Source organism: Aeromonas sp. FDAARGOS 1415, from assembly GCF_019048365.1.
GTDB classification, from domain to species: domain Bacteria; phylum Pseudomonadota; class Gammaproteobacteria; order Enterobacterales; family Aeromonadaceae; genus Aeromonas; species Aeromonas taiwanensis.
Genome location: NZ_CP077363.1, coordinates 874426 through 895353, shown reverse-complemented (window position 1 = coordinate 895353; position 20928 = coordinate 874426). Strand labels below are relative to the sequence as shown.

Annotated in this window: 15 protein-coding genes; 4 read left to right on the top strand and 11 right to left on the bottom strand. The window is 62.1% G+C overall.

Annotation, left to right across the window (positions count from 1 at the left end; translation table 11 throughout):
* Positions 1-116: 116 nt before the first annotated feature.
* Together I6L45_RS04280 and dbpA are read right to left on the bottom strand one after the other, a co-directional pair.
* Positions 117-407, bottom strand: a complete 291-nt coding sequence (locus I6L45_RS04280; protein WP_043757207.1) for a YkgJ family cysteine cluster protein — start codon at positions 405-407, stop codon at positions 117-119.
* 90 nt (positions 408-497) lie between these two features.
* Positions 498-1877: an ATP-dependent RNA helicase DbpA gene (gene dbpA, locus I6L45_RS04275; RefSeq protein WP_216983528.1), complete on the bottom strand. Its 1380-nt coding sequence runs from the start codon at positions 1875-1877 to the stop codon at positions 498-500.
* Between the two features lie 520 nt (positions 1878-2397).
* On the opposite strand from dbpA, the gene I6L45_RS04270 reads away from it, so the two are divergent.
* On the top strand, positions 2398-3603 hold the full coding sequence (locus I6L45_RS04270) for a NupC/NupG family nucleoside CNT transporter (RefSeq protein WP_216983527.1): 1206 nt from the start codon (positions 2398-2400) through the stop codon (positions 3601-3603).
* 350 nt (positions 3604-3953) lie between these two features.
* Here the strand turns inward: I6L45_RS04270 and I6L45_RS04265 are convergent, their stop codons facing one another.
* Both I6L45_RS04265 and I6L45_RS04260 read right to left on the bottom strand, forming a co-directional pair.
* Positions 3954-6965 (bottom strand): Ig-like domain-containing protein, encoded by a 3012-nt coding sequence (locus tag I6L45_RS04265; protein ID WP_216983526.1) that lies wholly within the window; start codon positions 6963-6965, stop codon positions 3954-3956.
* A gap of 546 nt (positions 6966-7511) precedes the next feature.
* Positions 7512-7964, bottom strand: a complete 453-nt coding sequence (locus I6L45_RS04260) for a YaiI/YqxD family protein (RefSeq protein WP_216983525.1) — start codon at positions 7962-7964, stop codon at positions 7512-7514.
* Between the two features lie 132 nt (positions 7965-8096).
* On the opposite strand from I6L45_RS04260, the gene zntB reads away from it, so the two are divergent.
* Together zntB and I6L45_RS04250 are read left to right on the top strand one after the other, a co-directional pair.
* Positions 8097-9062, top strand: coding sequence for a zinc transporter ZntB (gene zntB, locus I6L45_RS04255; RefSeq protein ID WP_043757227.1), 966 nt, complete (start codon positions 8097-8099; stop codon positions 9060-9062).
* Positions 9063-9071: 9 nt separating this feature from the next.
* The gene (locus tag I6L45_RS04250) at positions 9072-9590 is read left to right on the top strand and encodes a mechanosensitive ion channel domain-containing protein (protein WP_043757230.1); all 519 of its coding nucleotides are present in this window, start codon (positions 9072-9074) and stop codon (positions 9588-9590) included.
* Between the two features lie 51 nt (positions 9591-9641).
* On the opposite strand, the gene I6L45_RS04245 is transcribed toward I6L45_RS04250, so the two are convergent.
* From I6L45_RS04245 to I6L45_RS04215, 7 genes are all read right to left on the bottom strand, one after another.
* The gene (locus I6L45_RS04245; protein WP_043757232.1) at positions 9642-9890 is read right to left on the bottom strand and encodes a hypothetical protein; all 249 of its coding nucleotides are present in this window, start codon (positions 9888-9890) and stop codon (positions 9642-9644) included.
* Positions 9891-9959: 69 nt separating this feature from the next.
* Entirely contained in the window at positions 9960-11750 is a 1791-nt protein-coding gene (locus I6L45_RS04240; protein ID WP_216983524.1) for a sodium:proton antiporter, read from the bottom strand.
* A gap of 95 nt (positions 11751-11845) precedes the next feature.
* Entirely contained in the window at positions 11846-12367 is a 522-nt protein-coding gene (locus tag I6L45_RS04235) for an MltR family transcriptional regulator (protein WP_043764261.1), read from the bottom strand.
* 117 nt (positions 12368-12484) lie between these two features.
* Positions 12485-13633: a mannitol-1-phosphate 5-dehydrogenase gene (locus tag I6L45_RS04230; RefSeq protein WP_210549425.1), complete on the bottom strand. Its 1149-nt coding sequence runs from the start codon at positions 13631-13633 to the stop codon at positions 12485-12487.
* A 37-nt stretch (positions 13634-13670) separates the two neighbouring features.
* The gene (locus I6L45_RS04225) at positions 13671-15599 is read right to left on the bottom strand and encodes a PTS mannitol transporter subunit IICBA (RefSeq protein WP_043757244.1); all 1929 of its coding nucleotides are present in this window, start codon (positions 15597-15599) and stop codon (positions 13671-13673) included.
* Positions 15600-16349: 750 nt separating this feature from the next.
* On the bottom strand, positions 16350-18371 hold the full coding sequence (locus tag I6L45_RS04220; protein ID WP_134695289.1) for an exoribonuclease II: 2022 nt from the start codon (positions 18369-18371) through the stop codon (positions 16350-16352).
* A gap of 86 nt (positions 18372-18457) precedes the next feature.
* Positions 18458-19357 carry a LysR family transcriptional regulator ArgP gene (locus tag I6L45_RS04215; protein WP_216983523.1) on the bottom strand — a complete coding sequence of 300 codons (900 nt, stop codon included), beginning with the start codon at positions 19355-19357 and terminating at the stop codon, positions 18458-18460.
* A 576-nt stretch (positions 19358-19933) separates the two neighbouring features.
* On the opposite strand from I6L45_RS04215, the gene I6L45_RS04210 reads away from it, so the two are divergent.
* The gene (locus tag I6L45_RS04210) at positions 19934-20716 is read left to right on the top strand and encodes a LuxR family transcriptional regulator (RefSeq protein WP_210549429.1); all 783 of its coding nucleotides are present in this window, start codon (positions 19934-19936) and stop codon (positions 20714-20716) included.
* The last annotated feature ends 212 nt before the right edge of the window (positions 20717-20928 follow it).

Here is a 20928-nt window from a genome sequence, read left to right as displayed (position 1 = left end):
GGCTCTGACGCTATATCCTTACCTCGCTGCCACATTGGAGGCGGTATCGCGAGGCGAGGATCCAGGACGGAAGGGAGGCTTGGGGTAGTGTCGGGATGCGATCCCTTCGGAGCGCGTTATTCGAGCCTGATAAACCACTTGTCCCGTTCGTCGAGGCAGTCGGGTTCCCCCATCTCGAACTCGCGGCAGATGAGCGGACGCACCTCGTAGATACGGCACATCATGGTGTTGCGGTCGAGCGCCGCGCACCAGCCATCCTCCAGCCGGTGCATCACCGGCACCTCTCCCTCCCGCTCTTCCACATAGCGATCCGGCACGCCGGTATCGGTAAACAGCATCACCTCGAGGCGGCAGCAGCAGGCCTCGCAGTTCTGGCAGCTGACATCGGTCTGGGTTGCTTGGCTCATGGCACCTGTCTTGCCGCAGGGCGGCATCGAACTATATGAAACAGGCGCCTGTCAGGCGCCTGTGGTCTGGATCCGGGGATGTAGAAAACCTTAGCCCAGTTTGCGGGCACGGTAGCTGCGCCCCTTGATCTTGCCTTCCTGCAGTCGCTTGAGCGCCGCCTTGGCCACGCCCTGCTTGACCGCAACGTAGGAGTACTGCTCGGCGATCTGGATCTTGCCCACCTCGCTGCCGGCAATGCCGCCCTCGCCGGTCAGGGCACCCAGGATGTCGCCGGCCCGTACCTTGGTCTTGCGGCCCGCATCGATGGAGAGCGTCACCATCTGCGGGGCAATCGGCTTGACGGCGCGGCCGATGGCGTCGAGATCCCCCAGGGGCATAGGGGCCCGCTGGTACTCCTCGATGAGGTTGACGCGCTGGGCTTCATTGGGCTGATAGAGACTCAGGGCCAGACCCTGCTGACCGGCGCGGCCGGTGCGGCCGATGCGGTGCACGTGCACCTCGGGGTCATAGGTGAGCTCGTAGTTGATGACGGCACCCAGCTCCTTGATGTCGAGGCCGCGGGCCGCCACGTCGGTGGCCACCAGTATGGTGGCGCTGCCGTTGGCGAAGCGCACCAGCACCTGATCCCGCTCCCGTTGCTCCAGATCGCCGTTCAGCGCCAGGGCCGAGAAGCCCTTGGCCGCCAGGTGGTCGGCCACGTCGCTGCAGGCACGCTTGGTGTTGCAGAACACCACGCAGGAGGCGGGTTGATGGTGGCTCAGCAACCAGGTGAGGGCGTCGAGGCGCTGACCGGTCGGCACTTCGTAGAGCTTCTGTTCGATGGCGCTCTCCTCGTGCAGGGACTCCACGCTTACCTCCACCGGGTTGCGCTGCACGCCGCGGCTCATCCGGGCGATCCCCTCCGGGTAGGTGGCGGAGAAGAGCAGGGTCTGACGCTCGTGCGGGGCATAGCCGATGACCCGGTTGATGTCTTCGCCAAAGCCCATGTCCAGCATGCGATCCGCCTCGTCCAGCACCAGCGTCTTGAGGCAATCCAGATCCAGGGTGCCCTGCTCCAGATGCTTGAGCACCCGGCCCGGCGTGCCGACGGCGATGTGGGCACCAAAGCCCAGGGTGGCCGACTGGGGGGCGGTCGGTGTGCCGCCGCACAGGGTCACCAGCTTGACGTTCGGCAGGGTGCGGGCCAGCCGACGGATCTCGGTGGCCACCTGATCCGCCAGCTCGCGGGTCGGGCAGAGCACCAGCGCCTGTACCTCGAGCCGGTTGACGTCGAGGTGGGAGAGCAGGCCGAGGCCGAAGGCGGCGGTCTTGCCGCTGCCGGTTTTTGCCTTGGCGATCAGATCTTTGCCATCGAGAACCAGGGGCAGGCTCTGGGCCTGGATCGGGGTCATCTGCAGATAGCCCAGGCTGGCGAGGTTCTCTTGCAGGGCGGGGGAGAGGTTCAGGCTGCTAAATTCGCTGTTGTTCACAAAAGGACTCTATTTCACTGAAAACGGGGTGCGCGGCGCGCAAGGGGGCGCATCATACCAGAATGTGGCGTTCGATGTGGCGGAAATTTGAGCTGTTGTCCATGAGGTACCGGGAGGGTGCCATACCATCTCCCGACATGGGGGGCTGGTCATGGGACTGCTCCGTATGACAACCATCCTGCCGGAATCATTATTTCCCGGAGAGAAAACGTTTTTAATTAGACGCAAGACGCGGGGCAGTGAATAAGATGGGTTTTATATTCTTGTATCATGATGTAGAGAAAAAACGTTTGCTAATGAAAGTGGGCGCATTGTGTCATTATATAATTGTTTTTTAACAGGTTTTATAGCTGGTGAAAAAATGATTAATAACGCTGGAAAGGGGAATTAATTTAAAAACGTTTGTATTATCTGGGATGCATATTTTTACTGCGGATTGTGATGGCCATCTGATTTTTAAATATGCAGTTATTTATGATGGCGCCAGTCAAAAATTACCACTTACTCAGGTGCTACTGGTATGGAATACGTTCACTTTGTGCTCGGACTCGTGATGGTCCTCGCTCTGGCGTTGCTGGCAAACCGCCGCAACTGGAAACAGATCAAGCTGCGCTACATCGGCCAACTGTTGGTGGTCGAGCTGGCGCTGGCCTGGTTCATGCTGAACTCCGAAGTGGGTCTGGCCGTCATCGGTGGCTTTGCCGCCGGCTTCACCAAGCTGATGGAGTTTGCCAAGCAGGGGACCGACTTCGTGTTCGGCGGTCTGATGAATGAGGGGGCCTTCTCCTTCTTCCTGATGGTGCTGATGCCCATCGTCTTCATCTCCGTGCTGATCGGCATACTGCAGTACATCCGCCTGCTGCCCATCGTCATTCGCGGCATCGGCACCGTGCTGGCCAAGATCAACGGCATGGGCAAGCTGGAGTCCTTCAACGCCATCAGCTCCATGATCGTCGGCCAGTCCGAGAACTTCATCGCCCTCAAGAACATACTGCCGCACCTCAACGAGAAGCAGATGTACACCCTGGCGGCGACCGCCATGTCCACCGTCTCCATGTCCATCGTCGGTGCCTACATGCAGATGATCGAGCCGCGTTACGTGGTGGCGGCCCTGGTGCTCAACATGTTCAGCACCTTCATCGTGCTCTCCCTCATCAACCCCTACGAGCCGGACAATACCGTGACCGACGCCAAGGCGCTGGCCGAAGGTGACGAGCACCACACCCCGAAGCAGGAGAACTTCTTCGAGATGCTGGGGGAATACATCATGGCCGGTTTCACCGTGGCGGTCATCGTCGGTGCCATGCTGGTGGGCTTCATCGCCCTGATCGCCCTCATCAACTTCCTGTTCGAGGCGGCGTTTGGCGTCAACTTCCAGCACGTCATGGGCTACATCTTCTACCCCATCGCCTGGGTCCTGGGCATCCCGAGTGGTGAGGCGCTGCAGGCCGGCTCCATCATGGCGACCAAGCTGGTGACCAACGAGTTCGTGGCCATGATGGATCTCGGCAAGGTTGCCGCCGAGCTCTCCCCCCGCACCGTCGGCATGCTCTCCATCTTCATGGTGTCGTTCGCCAACTTTAGTTCCATCGGCATCATCGCCGGTGCAGTGAAGGCGCTGAACGAAGAGAAGGGCAACATGGTCTCCCGCTTCGGTCTGAAGCTGGTCTACGGCTCCACCCTGGTGAGCCTGCTCTCCGCCGTCATTGCCGGCGTGATGATCTGATTCGTCCGCCCGCATTCGCGGTGACAAGCCCCTGCCCCGGCAGGGGGTTGTTTTTTCTGTACCGGGTGTTTCTATTGTTTGTTCCGTCCCGTCTGAATTAAGAAGAGAGGGGAGGATACAGTGACGATATGCTGGCCCTGGACATCGCCAGTGCCGCGGACGGCTGTGTCGCCAAAGGAGGATGCGCTGGCTGCGTGTGCTGGGCCGACGATGAGCCAGTCGCCTTGGCCAAGGTGCGGACCGGACCGTGACGCAGTCGCGTTGTGAACCCTGGATGACAGAAGGGCCACCCGGCAGGGTGGCCCTTCTGTTTTGGAAAGGGAGCCAGTCGTCGACTCCCGAGTTTCTCCTCAAGGGCAGGTAATGCTGTTGCTGGTCACGCCATTGAGGCTGGCCTGGTAAGTCACCGACTGGGTCAGCAACAGTATGTCGGTGTTGTTCAGGGTGACCCCGATGACCACGCCGTTCTTGCTCCAGGTCACGCTGTTGCTGACATCCAGGGTGCTGGAGTCCGAGAAGGTGGCGACGGCCTTGCGTGTCACCAGGTTGGCGACCGGGATACCGAGTGCCCCCAGCTGGACCTGTGTGGTGCAGCTGACAGCCAGGCTACCCAGAGTCGCTGCCGTGACGGTGACGGGCTTGCTGTCAGTGCCGGTCAGGAAGCTGGCACCGATGTTGGCCGTGCCTGCCGCAACCCCATATGCCAGCCCGCTGCCGGAGACGGTCACCACCCCGGTGTTGTCGCTCTGCCAATTGACCAGGCCGGTGACATTCTGGCTGGTCAGGTCGCTGAAGGTGGCCGTTGCCTTGAGCTGCACCTGGTTTCCGCTCGCGAGGTTGGGGATGGGATCTATGGTGAGCCCGGTCAGGGTGGCAGCCGTCGCCGCAATGTTGATGTTGGCGGTGGCGCCTCCCAGGCTGCCACTGATGGTGGCGGAGCCCACGGTCAGCGCCTTGATCTGGCCGCTGGCATCGACGCTGACCAAGGCGGGGGCGCTGCTGCTCCAGCCGACCTGGCTGGTGACATCGAGCACCGTATTGTCGGAGTAGGTCGCAATCGCCTTGAGTTGGCCACTGGTTCCCAGTGCCAGCGACGTCAGGGGAGTGCTGATCTGGATGGCACTCACCGTTGCCGCCGTGACCGTGATGGTCAGAATGCTGGTTTGCCCGCCGAAGCTGCCGGTGATGGTCGCGGTTCCCGGAGCAACGGCGGTGACCTGGCCGTTGGTATCCACGGTGGCGACGCCGCTGTCACTGCTGCTCCAGGAAACCAGGCCGGTAATATCCTGGCTGGAGCCATCGGAATAGGTGGCGATGGCGGTCAGCTGGGTCTTGGTTCCCGCCGCCAGGGTGGATGCCGTTGCCGACAGGTCGATCTGGCTCACGCTGGCATTGGTCACGGTCAGGCTGACTCCGTTGCTGCTGACTCCACTCTGGCTGGCGGTCAGGGTTGCGCTGCCATTGCTGACGGCACTGACTTCGCCGGACAGGTTGATGGTGGCGACGGCGATATTCGAGCTGTTCCAGACGACCTGGCTTGAAACGTCCTGGGTCGTGCCATCGCTATAGGTGGCGGCTGCCGTCAATTTACCCTTGGTTCCTTTGGCCAGTGAAAGGCTGGGTGGCGCGATCTGGATCTGGCTGATGGTGGCATTGGTGACCGTCAGAAGGGTGCCGGCACTGGTCACGCCGTTCAGGCTGGCGCTGATGGTGCTTGAACCAGCAGCAACCCCTGTCGCAAGCCCTTGGGCATTAATGGTGACCTTGGTCTGATCGCTGCTGAACCATGCTGCCTGGTTGGATATATCCAGCGTACTCCCGTCACTCAACACGGCTTGCGCCTTGAACTGGACCGAACTGCCCTTGGCCAGGGTGCCACTGCCGCCGTTCAAGACGATCTGGATGCTGTCTATGGTGGCATTGGTAACCACCAGCGTCACGGTATTGCTGGTAACCCCTTGGAATCTGGCCGAAATGTTCGAGCTGCCTTCACTGAAGGCGGTCGCCTCACCGTTCAGGTCCATGGTGGCCACGCTGATATCCGAACTGTCCCAATCCACCTGACTGGTCACATCCTGCGACGAGTTGTCGCTGAAGGTGGCGATGGCCTGGAATTGCAGCTTGGTCCCTTTGGGCAAGGAGGCGGTAGGCGGGATGACCTGTAGCGACGTCGTAATGGCATCGGTGACCGTCAGTGTTGCACTGCGACTGATGACATCCAGGGTCGCGGTGATGAGCGCCTGACCTATGCCCTGACCCGTGACCAGACCGAGGCTGTCGACACTCGCAACAACGGGGTCGCTGCTGCTCCATTGGACCTGACTAGACACATCCTGGGTGGAACCATCGGCAAAGGTCGCGATGGCCTGCAATTGGTTCTTGGTGCCGATGGCCAGGGTGCCCACGGCTGGGATTACCTGCAAGGATGTGGCGCTGGTATTGTTGACCTGAATACTGGTGCTGGCCGTGACGCCCAGCAGACTGGCTGATAGGGTGACAGAACCGGCTGCGATGCCGCTGACCAGGCCGGTGTTGTCCACGGTGGCGACAGCCGTATTGCTGCTCAGCCATGCCACCTGGGAAGAGACGTCCTGAGTGCTCTGGTCGGCAAAGGTGGCGACGGCGGTGAGCCTTGTCTTGGTACCAATGGCCAGTTGCACCGTGGCCGGAATGATCTGGATCTGGTTGATCGCCAAATTGACCGCCGAGACGCTGACCTGGCCGGAAACGCCCTGCAAGGTGGCAGTTACTGTGGCGTCCCCCAGTTCGAGAGCGGTGATTTTTCCCTTGGGATCGACACTCAATGCGGTCGGGTTGCTGCTCTGCCAGGTGGCCTGGGTCGACACATCCCTGGTGCTGTCGTCAGAGAAGGTAGCGATGGCCTGCAGTTGCAGAGTCAGCCCCTTGGCCAACCTGGTCGTCGGAGGAATGACGGAGATCTTGGTGGTGATCGCATCCGTGATGGTCAGGGTGGACGTGTTGCTGGTCACCCCCGCATAGCTGGCCGAGATCTGGGTACTGCTGAGCTTTAGTGCCTTGACCAAGCCCTTCTCGTTGACAGTTGCAACGCTGGGATCGGCGCTGCTCCAGGTGGCCAGATCGGTAATATCGGACGTGCTGTTGTCACTGTAGGTGGCGATGGCCAGATACTGGGTGCTGAGACCAAGGGGAATTCTGGGATTGACCTCAGCCCTGGCCTGGGTGCCGGCAGTGTCGGCAGAGATGTCTATCCTGGTCAACGTCTTGGCCGAGGGATTGGTGGGAGTGGTTGGCTTGGTGCCCCCTCCTCCGCCCCCTCCACCGCAGCTGAATAAGAAGAAGGTCAGGAAAAGTGAGAGAAATACGTTTATCGACTTGCTCATGGATATTCCCCTTTTATCTCTGTGCTTAATATGGGATCTGGATTGCCCTGTTTCGGGGATGACAAACCCCACAGAGATGACAGTCTCTGCTATGAAGCCTTTTTGGTTTTCATATACTCTATTGATATTTAATGATTTTATGTTCTCTCATTATTGTTGTGCATATATTTTTAGGCATTTTTGTTTGTTCTTAAAATGCCACAAAAACACTAATGATATTTTTGTTATATTGTGTTTTTAATATGTCTAGGTGAGGGTAATGGTTATTGCAACTCTACTGACAAAAGTAATGTTATTGTCCGGCGAAAAGGCTAGAGGTGACCTTTATATCGGGATTTCCAGTTGACTGAGGTGGTTGGGGCTAGGTGATGGGGATGGCTGAGGCTCTCTTTATGCCCGGAGCATGTATGCCGGAGTCGGTTTCAGAAGTGGGGCAGACGGGGCAGGCAGAGAGGATGGTGTTTGCCGACGGCAGGATGATGGGGGCGCGCATGCTGCGCCTCCACACCTCTTTGTCTGCGTCGCGCGTTTGTGTTCGAGTGCTGGCTATGCGAGCGAGCCCCTGACCAGCCACTTGTCCAGCGCATTGGCGAAGCGCTGCTTGTCGGCGGCGTTGAGGGGCGCGGGGCCGCCGGTCTGAACCCCGGCGGAGCGCAGCTCCTCCATGAAGTTGCGCATGCCGAGGCGCGCCTTGATGGTTTCGCGGGTGTAGATCTCGCCGCGGGGGTTGAGCGCCTCGCCGCCGGCATCGATCACCCAGGAGGCGAGCGGAATGTCGCCGGTGATCACCAGATCGCCGGGTTTGACCTGCTGGGCGATGACATGATCCGCCACATCGAATCCCTTCTCCACCTGCTGGGTCTTGATGAAGGGGGAGGGGGGAACTCTGAGCCCCTGGTTGGCCACTAGCGTGGTCACCACCTGGGCGCGGTGGGCGGCGCGGTAGAGGATCTCCTTGACCGGAATGGGGCAGGCATCGGCATCGACCCAGATGGGCATGGCATGGCTTCCTGTGACTGAAACGGGGTTGCATGTTAGCACGGCCGGCGCGGGGCGGCTGCCCCGGGGCTGAGTCGGCCGCGGCTTTGGTGTAAGCTCTGGGCCAACAACCATGATGAGAAGGACGTGTGGATGGATCGGGTGCCCAGTGATGTGATTTATGGCCTGACCCTGGATGGCAAGGGGGGGATGACTCCGCTGGCCGCAGGGAGCGAGATCCCGGGAGCCCGGCCCAGCTGGCTGCATCTGGACTACGGCAATCCTGAGGCGGCGCGCTGGCTGCTGCAGACCCCCTTGCTGGGAGACGCGGCGCGGGAGGCCCTGCTCGGCCAGAGCAACAGACCCAAGCTGGTGCGGATGGGGGAGACGGTGCTGCTGATCCTGCGGGGCATCAATCACAACAAGGATCACCGCCCCGAAGAGATGGTGGCGCTGCGCATCTACATCACCCCGGATCTCATCATCAGCAGCCGCCGCCGGCCGCTGTTGTCGGAAAAAGATGTCTTCGAGCAGCTGAAGCTGGGGGGCGGTGCTGACTCTCCGGCCGACTGGCTGGTGGAGATCTGCGACGCCCTGACCGACCGGGCCGGGGAGTTCGTCGAGGAGCTGCACGATCAGATCCTGGATCTGGAGGAGATGGTGCTGATGCGTGATCTGCCCCCCAATGGCCGTCTGGCAAGGATCCGCAAGCAACTCATCATGATCCGCCGCTACCTCTCCCCCCAGCGGGATCTGGTGGCGCGTCTGGCCAACGAGAAGATCAGCTGGCTGGACGAGGATGACAGGCGCCGTCTGCTCGACATCGCCGACCGGCTGCGGCGCTGGCTCGACGATCTGGATGCCGGCGTGGCGCGCACCGCCGTGCTGGCGGACGAGATCAACAACCTGATGGCCGAGGCGACCAACCGCCGTGCCTACCAGATGTCGGTGATGGCGCTGCTGTTCCTGCCCGCCAGCTTCCTGACCGGCCTGTTCGGCATCAACCTGGGGGGGATCCCCGGGGCGGAGAGCCCGACCGCCTTCTGGGTCTTCTGCGGATCCCTGCTGGCGCTGGCGACCGGGCTGGCGGTCTGGCTCAAGCACAGGCGCTGGTGGTAAGGAGCCGACATGACGACATGGGAATCTTTTGGCGTGACCCTGGTTCTGCTGCTGGGGCACACCCTGATCCGCGGGTTGATTCACAAGAGCCTGATGGCCCTCGGCCAGAGCCGGCAGGTGAGCGAAAACCGGGTGCTCTACGTAGAGCACGTGTTCCATTTCCTGCTCGGCTGCGCCACCCTGCTGATCCTGGCCGGGGTATGGGGGCTCGACTTCTCCCGGCTGGTGGTGCTCGCCTCCTCCTTCTTCGCGGTGCTGGGGGTGGCCATGGTGGCCCAGTGGTCGATCCTCTCCAACATCACCGCCAGCATCACCATCTTCTTCGCCTTCCCCTACCGGATTGGCGATCGCATCCGTATCCTCGACAAGGATGACTCGGTGACCGGCGTCATCACCGAGATCGGCCTCTTCTATGTGCGGGTACGCGATGACAACGGCGATCTGGTCACCTATCCGGCCAACCTGATCCTGCAAAAACCGGTCAGGCGGCTGGAGGGCAAGGAGCCTGAGCCCCTGTCTCCGGAATAAGAAGGCGGAATGAAAAAGGCTCCCTCGGGAGCCTTTTTGCTGAGCAGACACTCAACGTTCGAAGAAGCGGTAGAGGTGCTCGACTTGGATGGGACAATCGGCCACGAGGTGGATGTGGTCACGAGCCTCTTCGGTGGAAGAAAAACTCATCGGGCATCCCAGGGTATCCGTCATCACGTAGAGATGGCCGTCCAGCCCCCGAAACTCCACTATCCAGCCGGGCGCGATGACGTCGTGCATGATCTCCGCTTCCTTGAACCTGTGTTGCTGGTGAAGCGTGCGCAATTCGCTGACTGTCATGACATCCTCCTATGACTCATGGCGCACCCTCAAGTCTAGTCGTCAGCCTCCGTCATCCGCAAAGCGGGGTCAATCCGTTGTCGGCGTCTCCCGCGGGGGCTGCAAGGCGATCAACAGCTCACCGGCCAGCGGCGAGACGGGACCGGTGACAACCCTGGGTTTGCCCCTGGCATCCAGCACGAACAGGGGGATGGCGCCCGGATTGGCTTCCTGATAGCGATCCCAGTCAAAGGCCTCGCTCAACCGGGTTGCCTTGATCTGGCCGCCCCGGCCCAGCAGGCCGCTCAGGCGGGCGAAGTTCATGTCGGGGCCGAACAGGTTCTGGCGGGCGCGGAAGGTGGCGCTCTCCCGGTTCGCCTTGCCGTGCTGCTCGCTGGATCGCAGGGAATGGACCCGCTCCTCGCCGTAGAGGTGGGCGAAGTGCAACACGCCGAGGGCGTTGTTGTGGCGGTTGGGGGAGACGGCGAGCACTGTGCTGATGCTGGTGAGGGGCAGGTGCAGCTCGGCGTGCTCCGACTGCGGGTTGCCGAAATAGCAGGGCAGGCCGCTCATGCGGGCCAGCTTGCAATGCTCCCAGGCGGGATCGGAGAGATGGACGGGGATGCCCTGATCCGCCAGCGCCTTGCCGATGGCCCGCGCCACCGAGTTGGCACCGATCAGCAGCCAGATATTGGGGGCACTCTGGCGCATGCCGAGCAACCTGGCGAGGGGGGTCGCCGTCAGGCTCTGCAGCACCACGGTGAAGATGATGACGGCAAACACCAGGGGCACCAGCTTGTCGGCATCCGCAATGCCGGCCTCGTGCATGCTGATGGCGAAGGAGGCGCTGACCGCCGCGGCCACTATGCCGCGGGGGGCTATCCAGGCCAGCAGGGCGCGCGCCCGCCAGGGGAGATCCGAGCCCCAGGTAGAGAGCAGGATGCCGAGGGGGCGGGCCACGAACTGCACCACGCACAGCAGTACCAGCACCATGGGGCCGAGCTGCCAGAGCTGGGCCAGATCGAGGCGGGCCGCCAGCAGGACGAAGAGGGAAGAGATGAGGATGACGGCGAGATCCTCCTTGAAGGCCAGCACCTCCTCCAGGTCCAGCCCCTCCTGATTGGCGAGCCAGATGCCGAACACGGTGACCGCCAGCAGACCGGACTCATGACTGAGCCAGTTGGAGAGGGTGAAGGTGACCAGCACCAGGGCCAGCACCCCAAACTTGTGCAGGCTGACCGGCAGCCAGTCCTTGCGAATGAGCAGGGTGGTGAGCCATCCCGCCGCTATCCCGATGAGGGAGCCCACGCCCACCGTCTTGGCCAGGGCCAGCAGGGTGTGATCGATAAGATCCCCCTGGCTACCGAGGCGCACCGCCTCGAACACCAGTACCGCAAACAGGGCGCCGATGGGGTCGATGACGATCCCCTCCCAGCGCAGGATCTTGTCCACCTCCCGCACCGGCCGGATCACGTTGAGCATGGGGGCGATCACCGTGGGGCCGGTGACCACCAGAACGGCGCCGAGCACCATGGCGACCCGCCAGTCCAGTCCCAGCAAGAAGTAGCTGGCCCCGCCAATCACCGCGAAGCTGACCAGCATGCCGGTGGAGCAGAGGTTGCGCACCACCTTGCCGATCCCCTTGAGCTCTGCCAGGTGCAGGGTCAGTGCCCCCTCAAACAGGATGATGGCGACCGACAACGACACCAGCGGGAACAGCAGGTCCCCGAGCAGGGCATCCGGGTCGAGCAGGCCGGTGACCGGGCCGAGCAAGAGGCCGCTCAGCAGCAGAAACAGAATGGCGGGAACGCGCAGCGACCAGGCTAGCCACTGGGCCAACAGGGAGATCAGGGCGATCCCGGCGAGGGAGAGTGCAATCATGCCAACCTCGAGCAGATGATGGGGTTGGGAGTAGTGTAGCGGGGAAGCGGGGCACATTGACACCCGCCAGCAGGGGGCTCAGCGCGCAGGCCTGATCAGATGGGGCTCTCTTTGTGGAGTTCGGTGACGCAGTCGGTCACCGCCAGCACCAGGGCGGAGCGCACCATCTGATCGAGCCGGTTGAGTTGCATCTGGTAGAGGGGCCAGTCTTCCTCGTTGGCCGGGGGATCCTGCGGCATCATGCTGGCCTGATTGATGGCATTCAGGCGTTCGAGCAGATCGCGGATCGGCTTGTCGCTGAAGCGGTAATCCTTGGGATCGCGCACCAGAAAATCGCGGATCTTCAGGTAGGCCTCGAGATCCTGATAGCACTCGAGGGAGATGAGGCCGAGGGCGAAGATGAGCTTGAGGCGCACCTCCAGCTGGCCGAGGGGGCCGCTCTGGTTGAGCAGGGGTTCGATGGCGTATTTGACGGCATACTCCTCCTGGCGAAAGGCTCGCCGCATCAGGGAGTCGACCGCCTCTTCCAGGATGGTCACGACCTCGAGAAAGAAGCCACGGGGGCCATCCTGCTCGTTCAGTCGTTCCAGTACTTCATCTTCCTGGTGTGTGGTCATAAGTGCATTGGGTCCAGCTGACAGGGAGAGAGCCGGCCTCTCTCCCGGTTTTTATCGTATGAGGCGCTTCACGTGTCAGCCTGTCGGGGCCGGCGGCAGTGAAGGCGCCTTATCGGGTCACTTCAGGTTGTTGTAACGGGCGACTATGGTACGGACGATGTCGCTGTCCTCCTCCAGACCGGTCACCTTTGCCAGGGCCCGGGCCGGGCCCTGCTCCGCCAGCAGGGCTTGCAGCTCCACCGCCTGGGGATCATCGGCGTTGCGGTAGTGCAGCGCCGCGGCGATGCCCTCCTGCAGATGATCGCTCGGCAGACCGTACTCCAGGGTGCCCAGCAGCGGCTTCACCAGCCTGTCCCCCGCCGCCAGCTTGCGCAGCGGCTGGCGACCGACCCGGTCAATCTCGTCCACCAGATAGGGGTTGGCGAAACGGGCCAGGATCTTCTCGATGTAGGCGGCGTGCAGGCGTGGGTCGAAGCCGTAGCGCTTGACCAGCACGGCCCCGCTCTCTTCCATGGCGCGGCGCACCTTGCTGCGGATCACCGGATCCTCGATCGCCTCGCGCACGGTGTGATAGCCCCTGAGCTTGCCCAGGTAGGCGGTGACGATGTGACCCGTGTTGAGGGTGAACAGCTTGCGCTCGACGAAGGCCATCAGGTTGTCGGTGGTCTCCATGCCTGCCACCTGGGGCAGCTCCCCCTTGAACTGGGTCTTGTCGACGATCCACTCGCTGAAGCTCTCCACCGTCACCTCCAGCGGGTCGTCGTTTGCCGCTGCCGTGGGCGGGACGATGCGATCCACCGCCGAGTCGACAAAGCCGACGCACTGCTCGAGGGTGGCATGATACGCGACCGGCAGGTACTTGAGTACCTCCTCCTTGAGGTGGCTGGTGCCGCGTACCATGTTCTCGCAGGCGATGATGTTGAGCGGCGTCAGGTTGCCGGCATCGAAGCGGGCCTGCAGCCCCTTGGCCAGGGTGCTGGCAATCTTGTCCAGGATGTTGGGGCCGACCGCGGTGGTCACCAGATCGGCGGTGATGATGCGGGCGATCACCTCGTGGCCGGCGGAGCTGACGGCGGCGACGTTGCGCACCACGTCCAGCTTCTGATCCGTGCCCACCACGTGCACCTTGTACTCCTGCCGGTGGTTGAGCTGATCGATCAGGGTCTCGTTGACGTCGGCGAAGGTGACCTGGTGGCTGGCGTCAGCCAGCAGTTTGCCGATGAAGCCACGACCGATATTGCCAGCACCAAAATGCAATGTTTTCATGATATTAACCTCTATAACCAAAGACGATGAAGGATGTTCAGGCGGCCTGTTCGGCGCCCAGCAAGTCCAGGAACTCCTGGGGATCCTGGGTGCTGGCCAGCCGGTCGATGAGACCGGGCTCATCCAGTGCATTGGTCAGTCGGGTTATTACCTGAATGTGTTCGTCATTGCGGGCGGCGATGCCGATCACCAGGCGTGCGACCTCGTCCGCTGCCTCGCCGAACGGCACGCCGGCCGGATACTGGCAGATGACGATGCCGGTGCGCTTGACGTGCTCCTTGGCGGCGATGGTGCCGTGGGGCACGGCGATGGACTCGCCGAGGTAGGTGGAGACCAGTTTCTCCCGTTCCAGCATGGCGTTGACGTAGTCCGGTGCCACATAGCCCCGCTCGGCCAGCAGTTTGCCGGCGGTGAGGATGGCGGCTTCCTTGTTGTCGGCCTTGAGGCCCAGGTGGACGTCCTGCAGGCTCAGGGTGAAGACTTCCGGCTCCTGCTGTTCGTAGCTGTCATCGTTGGCCGCTACCAGCAGCTGCGGGTTGGCCACGTCGTCGTTGGCCGCATTGGCCATGCTGAGGTTCATCACCAGCTCCTGGTAGAGCTCGTTGTCCAGGAAGTTGCTCAAGGAGATGTGCTGGGCGTGCGGCGCATGGCGACGGGCGCGGTCGGTCAGATCCTTGTGGGTGATGACCAGGTCGACCTGATCGTCCAGGTTGTTGATGGCGCGGTTGGTGACGCTGATGTTGAGGCCGGCGGCCTGCACCCGCTTGCGCAGCATGCCGGCGCCCATGGCGCTGGAGCCCATGCCGGCGTCGCAGGCGACCACGATGTTGCGTACTGCGGTCAGCTCGGCACCCGGCTTCTTGGCCGCTGTGGTCTCGGGTCTGGCCCCCTTCATGGCTTTCATCTTGCGAGTGGCTTCATCCAGGGCATCGGCCTCGTCGGCTTCCGGCTGCTGGGCGCGAACGAACACGGAGGCGACCAGGAAGGAGACGGTGGCAGAGGCGATGATGGAGAGCAGCACCCCGATCAGGGAGGCTTTCGGCGTCATCAGCAGCACGGCGAAGATGGATCCCGGGGAGGCGGGGGAGACCAGACCTGCGTTGAACAGGGTCAGGGTGAAGACCCCGGTCATGCCGCCAGCGATCACCGCCAGGATGAGGCGCGGATTCATCAGCACGTACGGGAAGTAGATCTCGTGGATGCCGCCGAAGAAGTGGATGATGGAGGCACCTGCCGCGGATTGTTTGGCATTGCCACGGCCGAACACAATGTAGGCCAGCAGCACGCCCAGACCCGGGCCCGGGTTGGCTTCAATCAGGAAGAAGATGGAGCGGCCCTGTTCGGTGGCCTGCTGGATCCCCAGCGGCGAGAAGATGCCGTGGTTGATGGCATTGTTCAGGAACAGGATCTTGGCCGGCTCGACGAAGATGGAGGTGAGCGGCAGCAAACCGTGGGCGACCAGGAAGTCGACGCCACCGGCCAGGGCACCGGAGAGCACCTTGACGAAGGGACCGATGACGAAGAAGGCGAGGATGGCACACAGCATGCCGATGATGCCGGCGGAGAAGTTGTTGACCAGCATCTCGAAGCCGCTCTTGACGCGACCTTCCATCGCCTGGTCGAAGCGCTTGATGGCCCAGCCACCCAGCGGGCCGACCATCATGGCGCCCATGAACATGGGGATGTCGGTCCCCACGATGACGCCCATGGTCGTGATGGCACCGACCACGGCACCGCGATCACCCCCGATCAGCTTGCCACCGGTATAGCCGATGAGCAGCGGCAGCAGGTAGGTGATCATGGGGCCGACCAGCTTGGCCAAGGTTTCGCTCGGCAGCCAGCCGGTGGGGATGAAGAGGGCGGTAATGAAGCCCCAGGCGATGAAGGCGCCTATGTTGGGCATGACCATATTGGACAGGAAGCGTCCAAAATTCTGTATCTTGACTTTGGTATCCGGTGATAACATGACGGCACCCCGTTTAAGCCTGTGTGATTGTAAGTGGTAGTCGGAATGGTCGGTTTTGCAGAACCCCATCCCTGTCGTCTAAGCAACTTCAATCTACCAGCTTGTGATCAAATTAGGCTGAAAACGGGGGGTATTGTGATCCGGATCTCGAATACCCCGATCCCCCCCCTCCCTTCATGGTGATGTAGATCACATCATTGCTCCGTATTTCGGCTACATTTCGTTCTCTTCTGTCGCGCAGACCCTATTTATGTGAAGTGGATCACCAATTACGGTTTGCGCAAACCTCGTGTCAATGTGATTCACATCACATATATGAAATGTGTATTCATTTGATGCCTGTCTGGCGGTGGTGTGAACCAGGGTTTCAGCGATGGATTTTCCATTATTGCCTGTTAACAGCCGATGGATCTGGAAAGATGTAATTTACTTTCAGTTTTTCCGCTCCCACGACAGAGCAGCGTATGGGGCACCATCAGCCACCAAGGGGGAGGTGATACCCATGTGCTACTTCTCCGACCCGGAGGAGCGGGGGCTGGGATCTGCTCGCGTCGAGGGGACGTTACCGGGTATCCATCCCCGTTGTTTGCTGGTTGGAGAGGGCCGACACCGACAAGGGGAGCGAAACATGCCGGGCTGGTGGGGGTAGGGTCGTGCCCTGTGACTCCTTCCTCACGCTTTGACTGCCACCGGCACGCATAAAAAAAGCCCGCATCATGCGGGCTTTTTTGGCGAAAAGGCGGGGTGGGATTATTCCGCCTTGGGAGCCTCGTCGGTCGGCGCTGCCACGGCATCGCTGGCCGGCGCCACCGGCGCCGGGCCCGGCACCAGATCCACCGCCGGCTTGGCGATGAGGGAGCGGGTCTCTTCCACCGCCTCGGTCAGCTTCACCTCGATGATCTGGCCCAGTTCATAGACCACCTCGGTCTTGTCCAGATAGACGCGGCCGTTGTCCCAGTTGCACTCCAGCCGTTCCTTGTTGTCCAGGATGTGGCGGGCGGGCATGAAGACCACGGCGCCGTTCTCCTGCAGGCGCAGCTTGAGGCCGGCACGCATCACGTCGATGATCTCGGCGTTGAATACCTGATCGGTGCCGGCAGCCGCCTTCAGGTAGCGCACATAGAGCCAGTCGCCGATGTCGCGCTCCACCATGCGGTGCAGGCGGCGGCAGGCGGTCAGGTGCTCGGTGAGCTCCAGGCTCGGGCGCTCACCCGGGGTCTTGCCGGCGATGACGGCCTTGAGCAGGCGATGGTTGACCATGTCGCCGTATTTACGGATCGGGGAGGTCCAGGTGGCGTAGGCGTCCAGCCCCAGGCCGTAGTGGGCGCCCGGCTCGGCAGACATCAGCGCGTAGCTCTGGAAGCGGCGGATCTTGCCGTCCAGCCAGCGAGTATCCAGGTTGTCGATCCAGCGGCGCAGGGCGCAGAAGCCGGAGAGGCTGGCGATATCTTCCTTCTCGAAGGGGGCTTCGGCGCTCTTGAGCAGCTCGATGGCACCGTCGAGGGACTCCTCGTCAAAGCCGGTGTGGACGTTGAAGATACCGTAGCCGACGGTCTTGCCCAGCACGCGACCGGCGCAGATGTTGGCGGCGATCATCGACTCCTCCACCATGCGGTTCGCGATGCGGCGTGGCTCGACGTGGATGGCCAGCACTTCGCCGTTCTCGCCCAGCTCGAAGTCGTAGTCGGGGCGGTCCGGGAACACCAGGGCGTGCTCGGTACGCCACTTGATGCGCGCCTCCGTCATCGCCTTCATCAGGGGTAGCTGGGCCAGCACGCCTGCGTCGATATCCAGCGCTTTGCCGTGCTCGGCCCAGTCGGAGACGTCGTCATAGCTGAGGCGGGCGTGGGAGTTGATGCGGGCGGCGAAGAACTCGGTCTCCTCCAGCAGCAGGCCGTCCTCGGCGATCAGCAGGCGGGCGCACAGGGTGTTGCGCTCCTCGCCCTCCTTCAGGGAGCAGAGCTCGTCGGAGAGGGTGCGCGGGATCATGGGCACGTTGCGGCCCGGCATGTAGACGGTGAAGGCGCGCTGGGCGGCCTCCTTGTCCAGCTCGCTGCCTTCGGCCACATAGGCGGTCGGGTCGGCGATGGCCACCAGCAGCTCCCAGCCGTTCTCCAGCTTGGTGATGGCCAGGGCATCGTCCATGTCCTTGGTCTTGGCGCCGTCGATGGTGAAGAAGGGGACCTGGGTGAGGTCGCGGCGGGGCAGCTCTTCCTCTTCGATCACCTTCCACTCCGGCAGATCCGCCGGCTCGACCTGGGCCAGATTGTGGCGTGCCAGCACCACCCACCAGGGCACGTTGTGGTCTTCCTGGGTGGCGATGAGCTGGGTGATCTCGGCGGAGAAGTTGCCGTCCGCCAGGGCGTGGCGCTTGAGGGTCGCAACCACCCAGTCCCCTTCCTTGAAGGATTTCTCGTCCAGACCCTTCTTGGCGCGGGCCTTGATGGCGTCCTTGATGAGGGGATGGTCCGGCACCACGTTGAGGCGGTCGCGGAACATCTTGACGCGGCCGACGAAGCGGGTGACTGCCTGCTCCAGCAGGGCATCCGGCTCGGCCACTTCCTTCTCTTTTTCGGTACGGATCAGGGCGCTCACCCGGTCACCGTGCATCACCTTCTTCATATAGGGAGGCGGCACGAAATAGCTGGTCTTCTCATCGACCTCCAGGAAGCCGAAGCCCCGATCGGAGGCGCGGATAACACCCTCTTTCTTGGGGATGTTTTCGCGGATTTGTTGTTTGAGCTGGGCCAGCAGCGGATTGTCTTGGAACATAAATGGGGAACCTGAGTGGAGACCTGATGGTTAATCGCCCAGCACTATACGTTTTTACCCCTCCAAAGCCAAGGTGAACGGCCCCCTCAGCGCGGCTGCAGTGCCCGGCGTCCCTGCTGGATGAGGCGCTGGGAGATCTGCTTGTGCAGCCCTCGCTCCAGCACCCAGCGGTGCCAGTAGAGTCGCTCTATCAGGTGGTGCTCCGGGCTGAGATCGAGCAGGCGCCCCTCGGCAAGTTGCTGACGGATCTGCAGTTCAGGGATGAGACAGCAGGCCAGCCCCTGTTCGGCCATGGCGACAAAGGCCTCGGACGAGCGCACCGTGTGGCAGGGGTAGCCACCGGGGGGCAGTGCGAAGTGGCGGGCCATGAAGCTCACGTGCATGTCGTCCCGCTGATCGAAGGCCACCGCCGGCGCCTTGGCGAGTGCCTCCGGGGTCAGGCCGTGGGGGAAGTGGCGGGCGACGAAGGCGGGGCTGGCGGTCAACAGGTAGCGCATCTCGCCGAGCTCGTCGACGCAGCAGCCGGCCAGTGCCTGGGACTGCAGGCTGACGGCGCCGAACGCCTGCCCCTCGCGCACCCGATCCAGAGTGCGGCTCTCGTCGTCCACCAGGAGATTCAGCTCGATGGGGTGCTGCTCCAGCAGCGGCGCCAGGGCGGGCAGGAACCAGGTGGCCAGGCTGTCGGCATTGACGGCGATGCTGACCCGGATCGGCGCCTGGGGCGCGGCGGGAGAGAGCTCCCCGGCCAGCTCCAGTTCCAGCTGGCGCACCTGACGGTAGTGGGCCAGCAGCTTCTGGCCGAGCGGGGTGGCCTGCAGGGGCTGGCTGCGGATGAGCAGGGGCTCGGCAAACTGTTGCTCCAGCTGCTTGATGCGCTGGGAGATGGCAGACTGGGTGATGTGCAGGCGCTGGGCGGCGCGCTCGAAGTTCTGCTCCTGCATCACCGCATCCAGCGCCAGCAGCAGCTTGTAGTCCAGCGTCTTCATCAGCATTCCTTATGAGAAGGAGGATTGAGCAAGAATGCTACTGGAGCGGCGCCGGGAGGACAACCCGCTGCGGATGGTGGAGAGGGGGCGCCACTGTGAGATGTGACAGTAGAGGTCAAATGAGATTCATAAGATACTCATTTGGTCCGTTTTTGCATGGGGTGGAAACGGGCCATAGCGAGCGTCTTGGTCCCGGGCACAGCCCCGGGGCCTTTTTACGGGATCAGGTCGCCGCAACCAGCGTGCTGGCGACTCTGTACTCCCCTTGCAAGGGGGCTGAACACATATCGCTCTGGTAAAGCTGAGCAGGTGGTGTCAGCTGCACAGGTTATGCTCCACTTCCGCTCTGTACCCGATGGGTATCCAGTTTGGCGATGTCGTTCCGGGTGGGTTTCCTTCAGGTTTTTGCCTCGATTGAGTCTATTTAGGGGGCTCGTTTGCGAAACCGATTGCGCTCGTTTCCGGCCTACCATCTGGGGTGTTCGGCTGATTTTTCTTTGAAAACAAGCATTCATATCTCTGTATTTCAGGGTTAGCCGCTATAATCCCAGGCCTTGGCCACGGGGAGGCTTGCCCATGACACGCGACCAACTGCTTGAGTATCTGGAACATTTCACTCTGGTGACCGATGGCAACCGGCTGTCCGAGCTGATCGGTCGTTTCTCTCGGGGTATGGGCTACGACTACTATCGCTTTGCGCTCATCCTGCCCATGTCGATGCAAAGGCCCAAGGTCGTGCTGTTCAACCAGTGCCCCGACTCCTGGGTGCAGGCCTATACGGCGAACAACATGCTGGCCTGCGACCCCATCATCCAGCTTGCCCGCCAGCAGACCTTGCCTATCTACTGGAATCGACTGGACGAGAAGGCGCGCTTCCTGCAAGAGGGGAGCATGGACGTGATGGGACTGGCGGCGGAGTTCGGGTTGCGCAACGGCATCTCGTTCCCGTTGCACGGCGCGGCGGGGGAGAACGGCATACTGTCGTTCATCACCCGGGAGCGGGCGTCGAGCGACCTGATGCTGGAGTCCTCGCCCATCCTCTCCTGGATGTCCCACTACATCTTCGAGGCGGCGATCCGGGTCGTGCGCAGCAGCATGAGGGAAGATGCTCCCCAGGAGGCCCTGACGGAGCGGGAGACCGAGTGTCTGTTCTGGGCCAGCGAGGGGAAGACGTCGGGGGAGATCGCCTGCATTCTCGGGATCACCGAGCGTACGGTGAACTACCACCTCAATCAGGTGACCCGCAAGACGGGCTCGATGAACCGCTACCAGGCCGTCGCCAAGGGTGTCAGCAGCGGCATCCTGCTGCCCAACCTCGAGCAGGTCGTGGTCACCAACTTCCCCAAGTTGCCGCAGTGAGCCCCGACCGGGCCGCGCACTCCTGTCGTTCGATATTTTCCCAGTCGCCATCCTCACCATCCTCGCCTTCTCACCCGTACTTCCTATCCCGCCGATTGTCGGGGCTGTGTCAGGGCGCCACAATGGCCAGATCCTGCCACTGACAGCCCGCCTCCGAGCAACTTCCCGTTCTGGTCATAAGATTTTCGAATGCACCAGAAAATGAATGAATT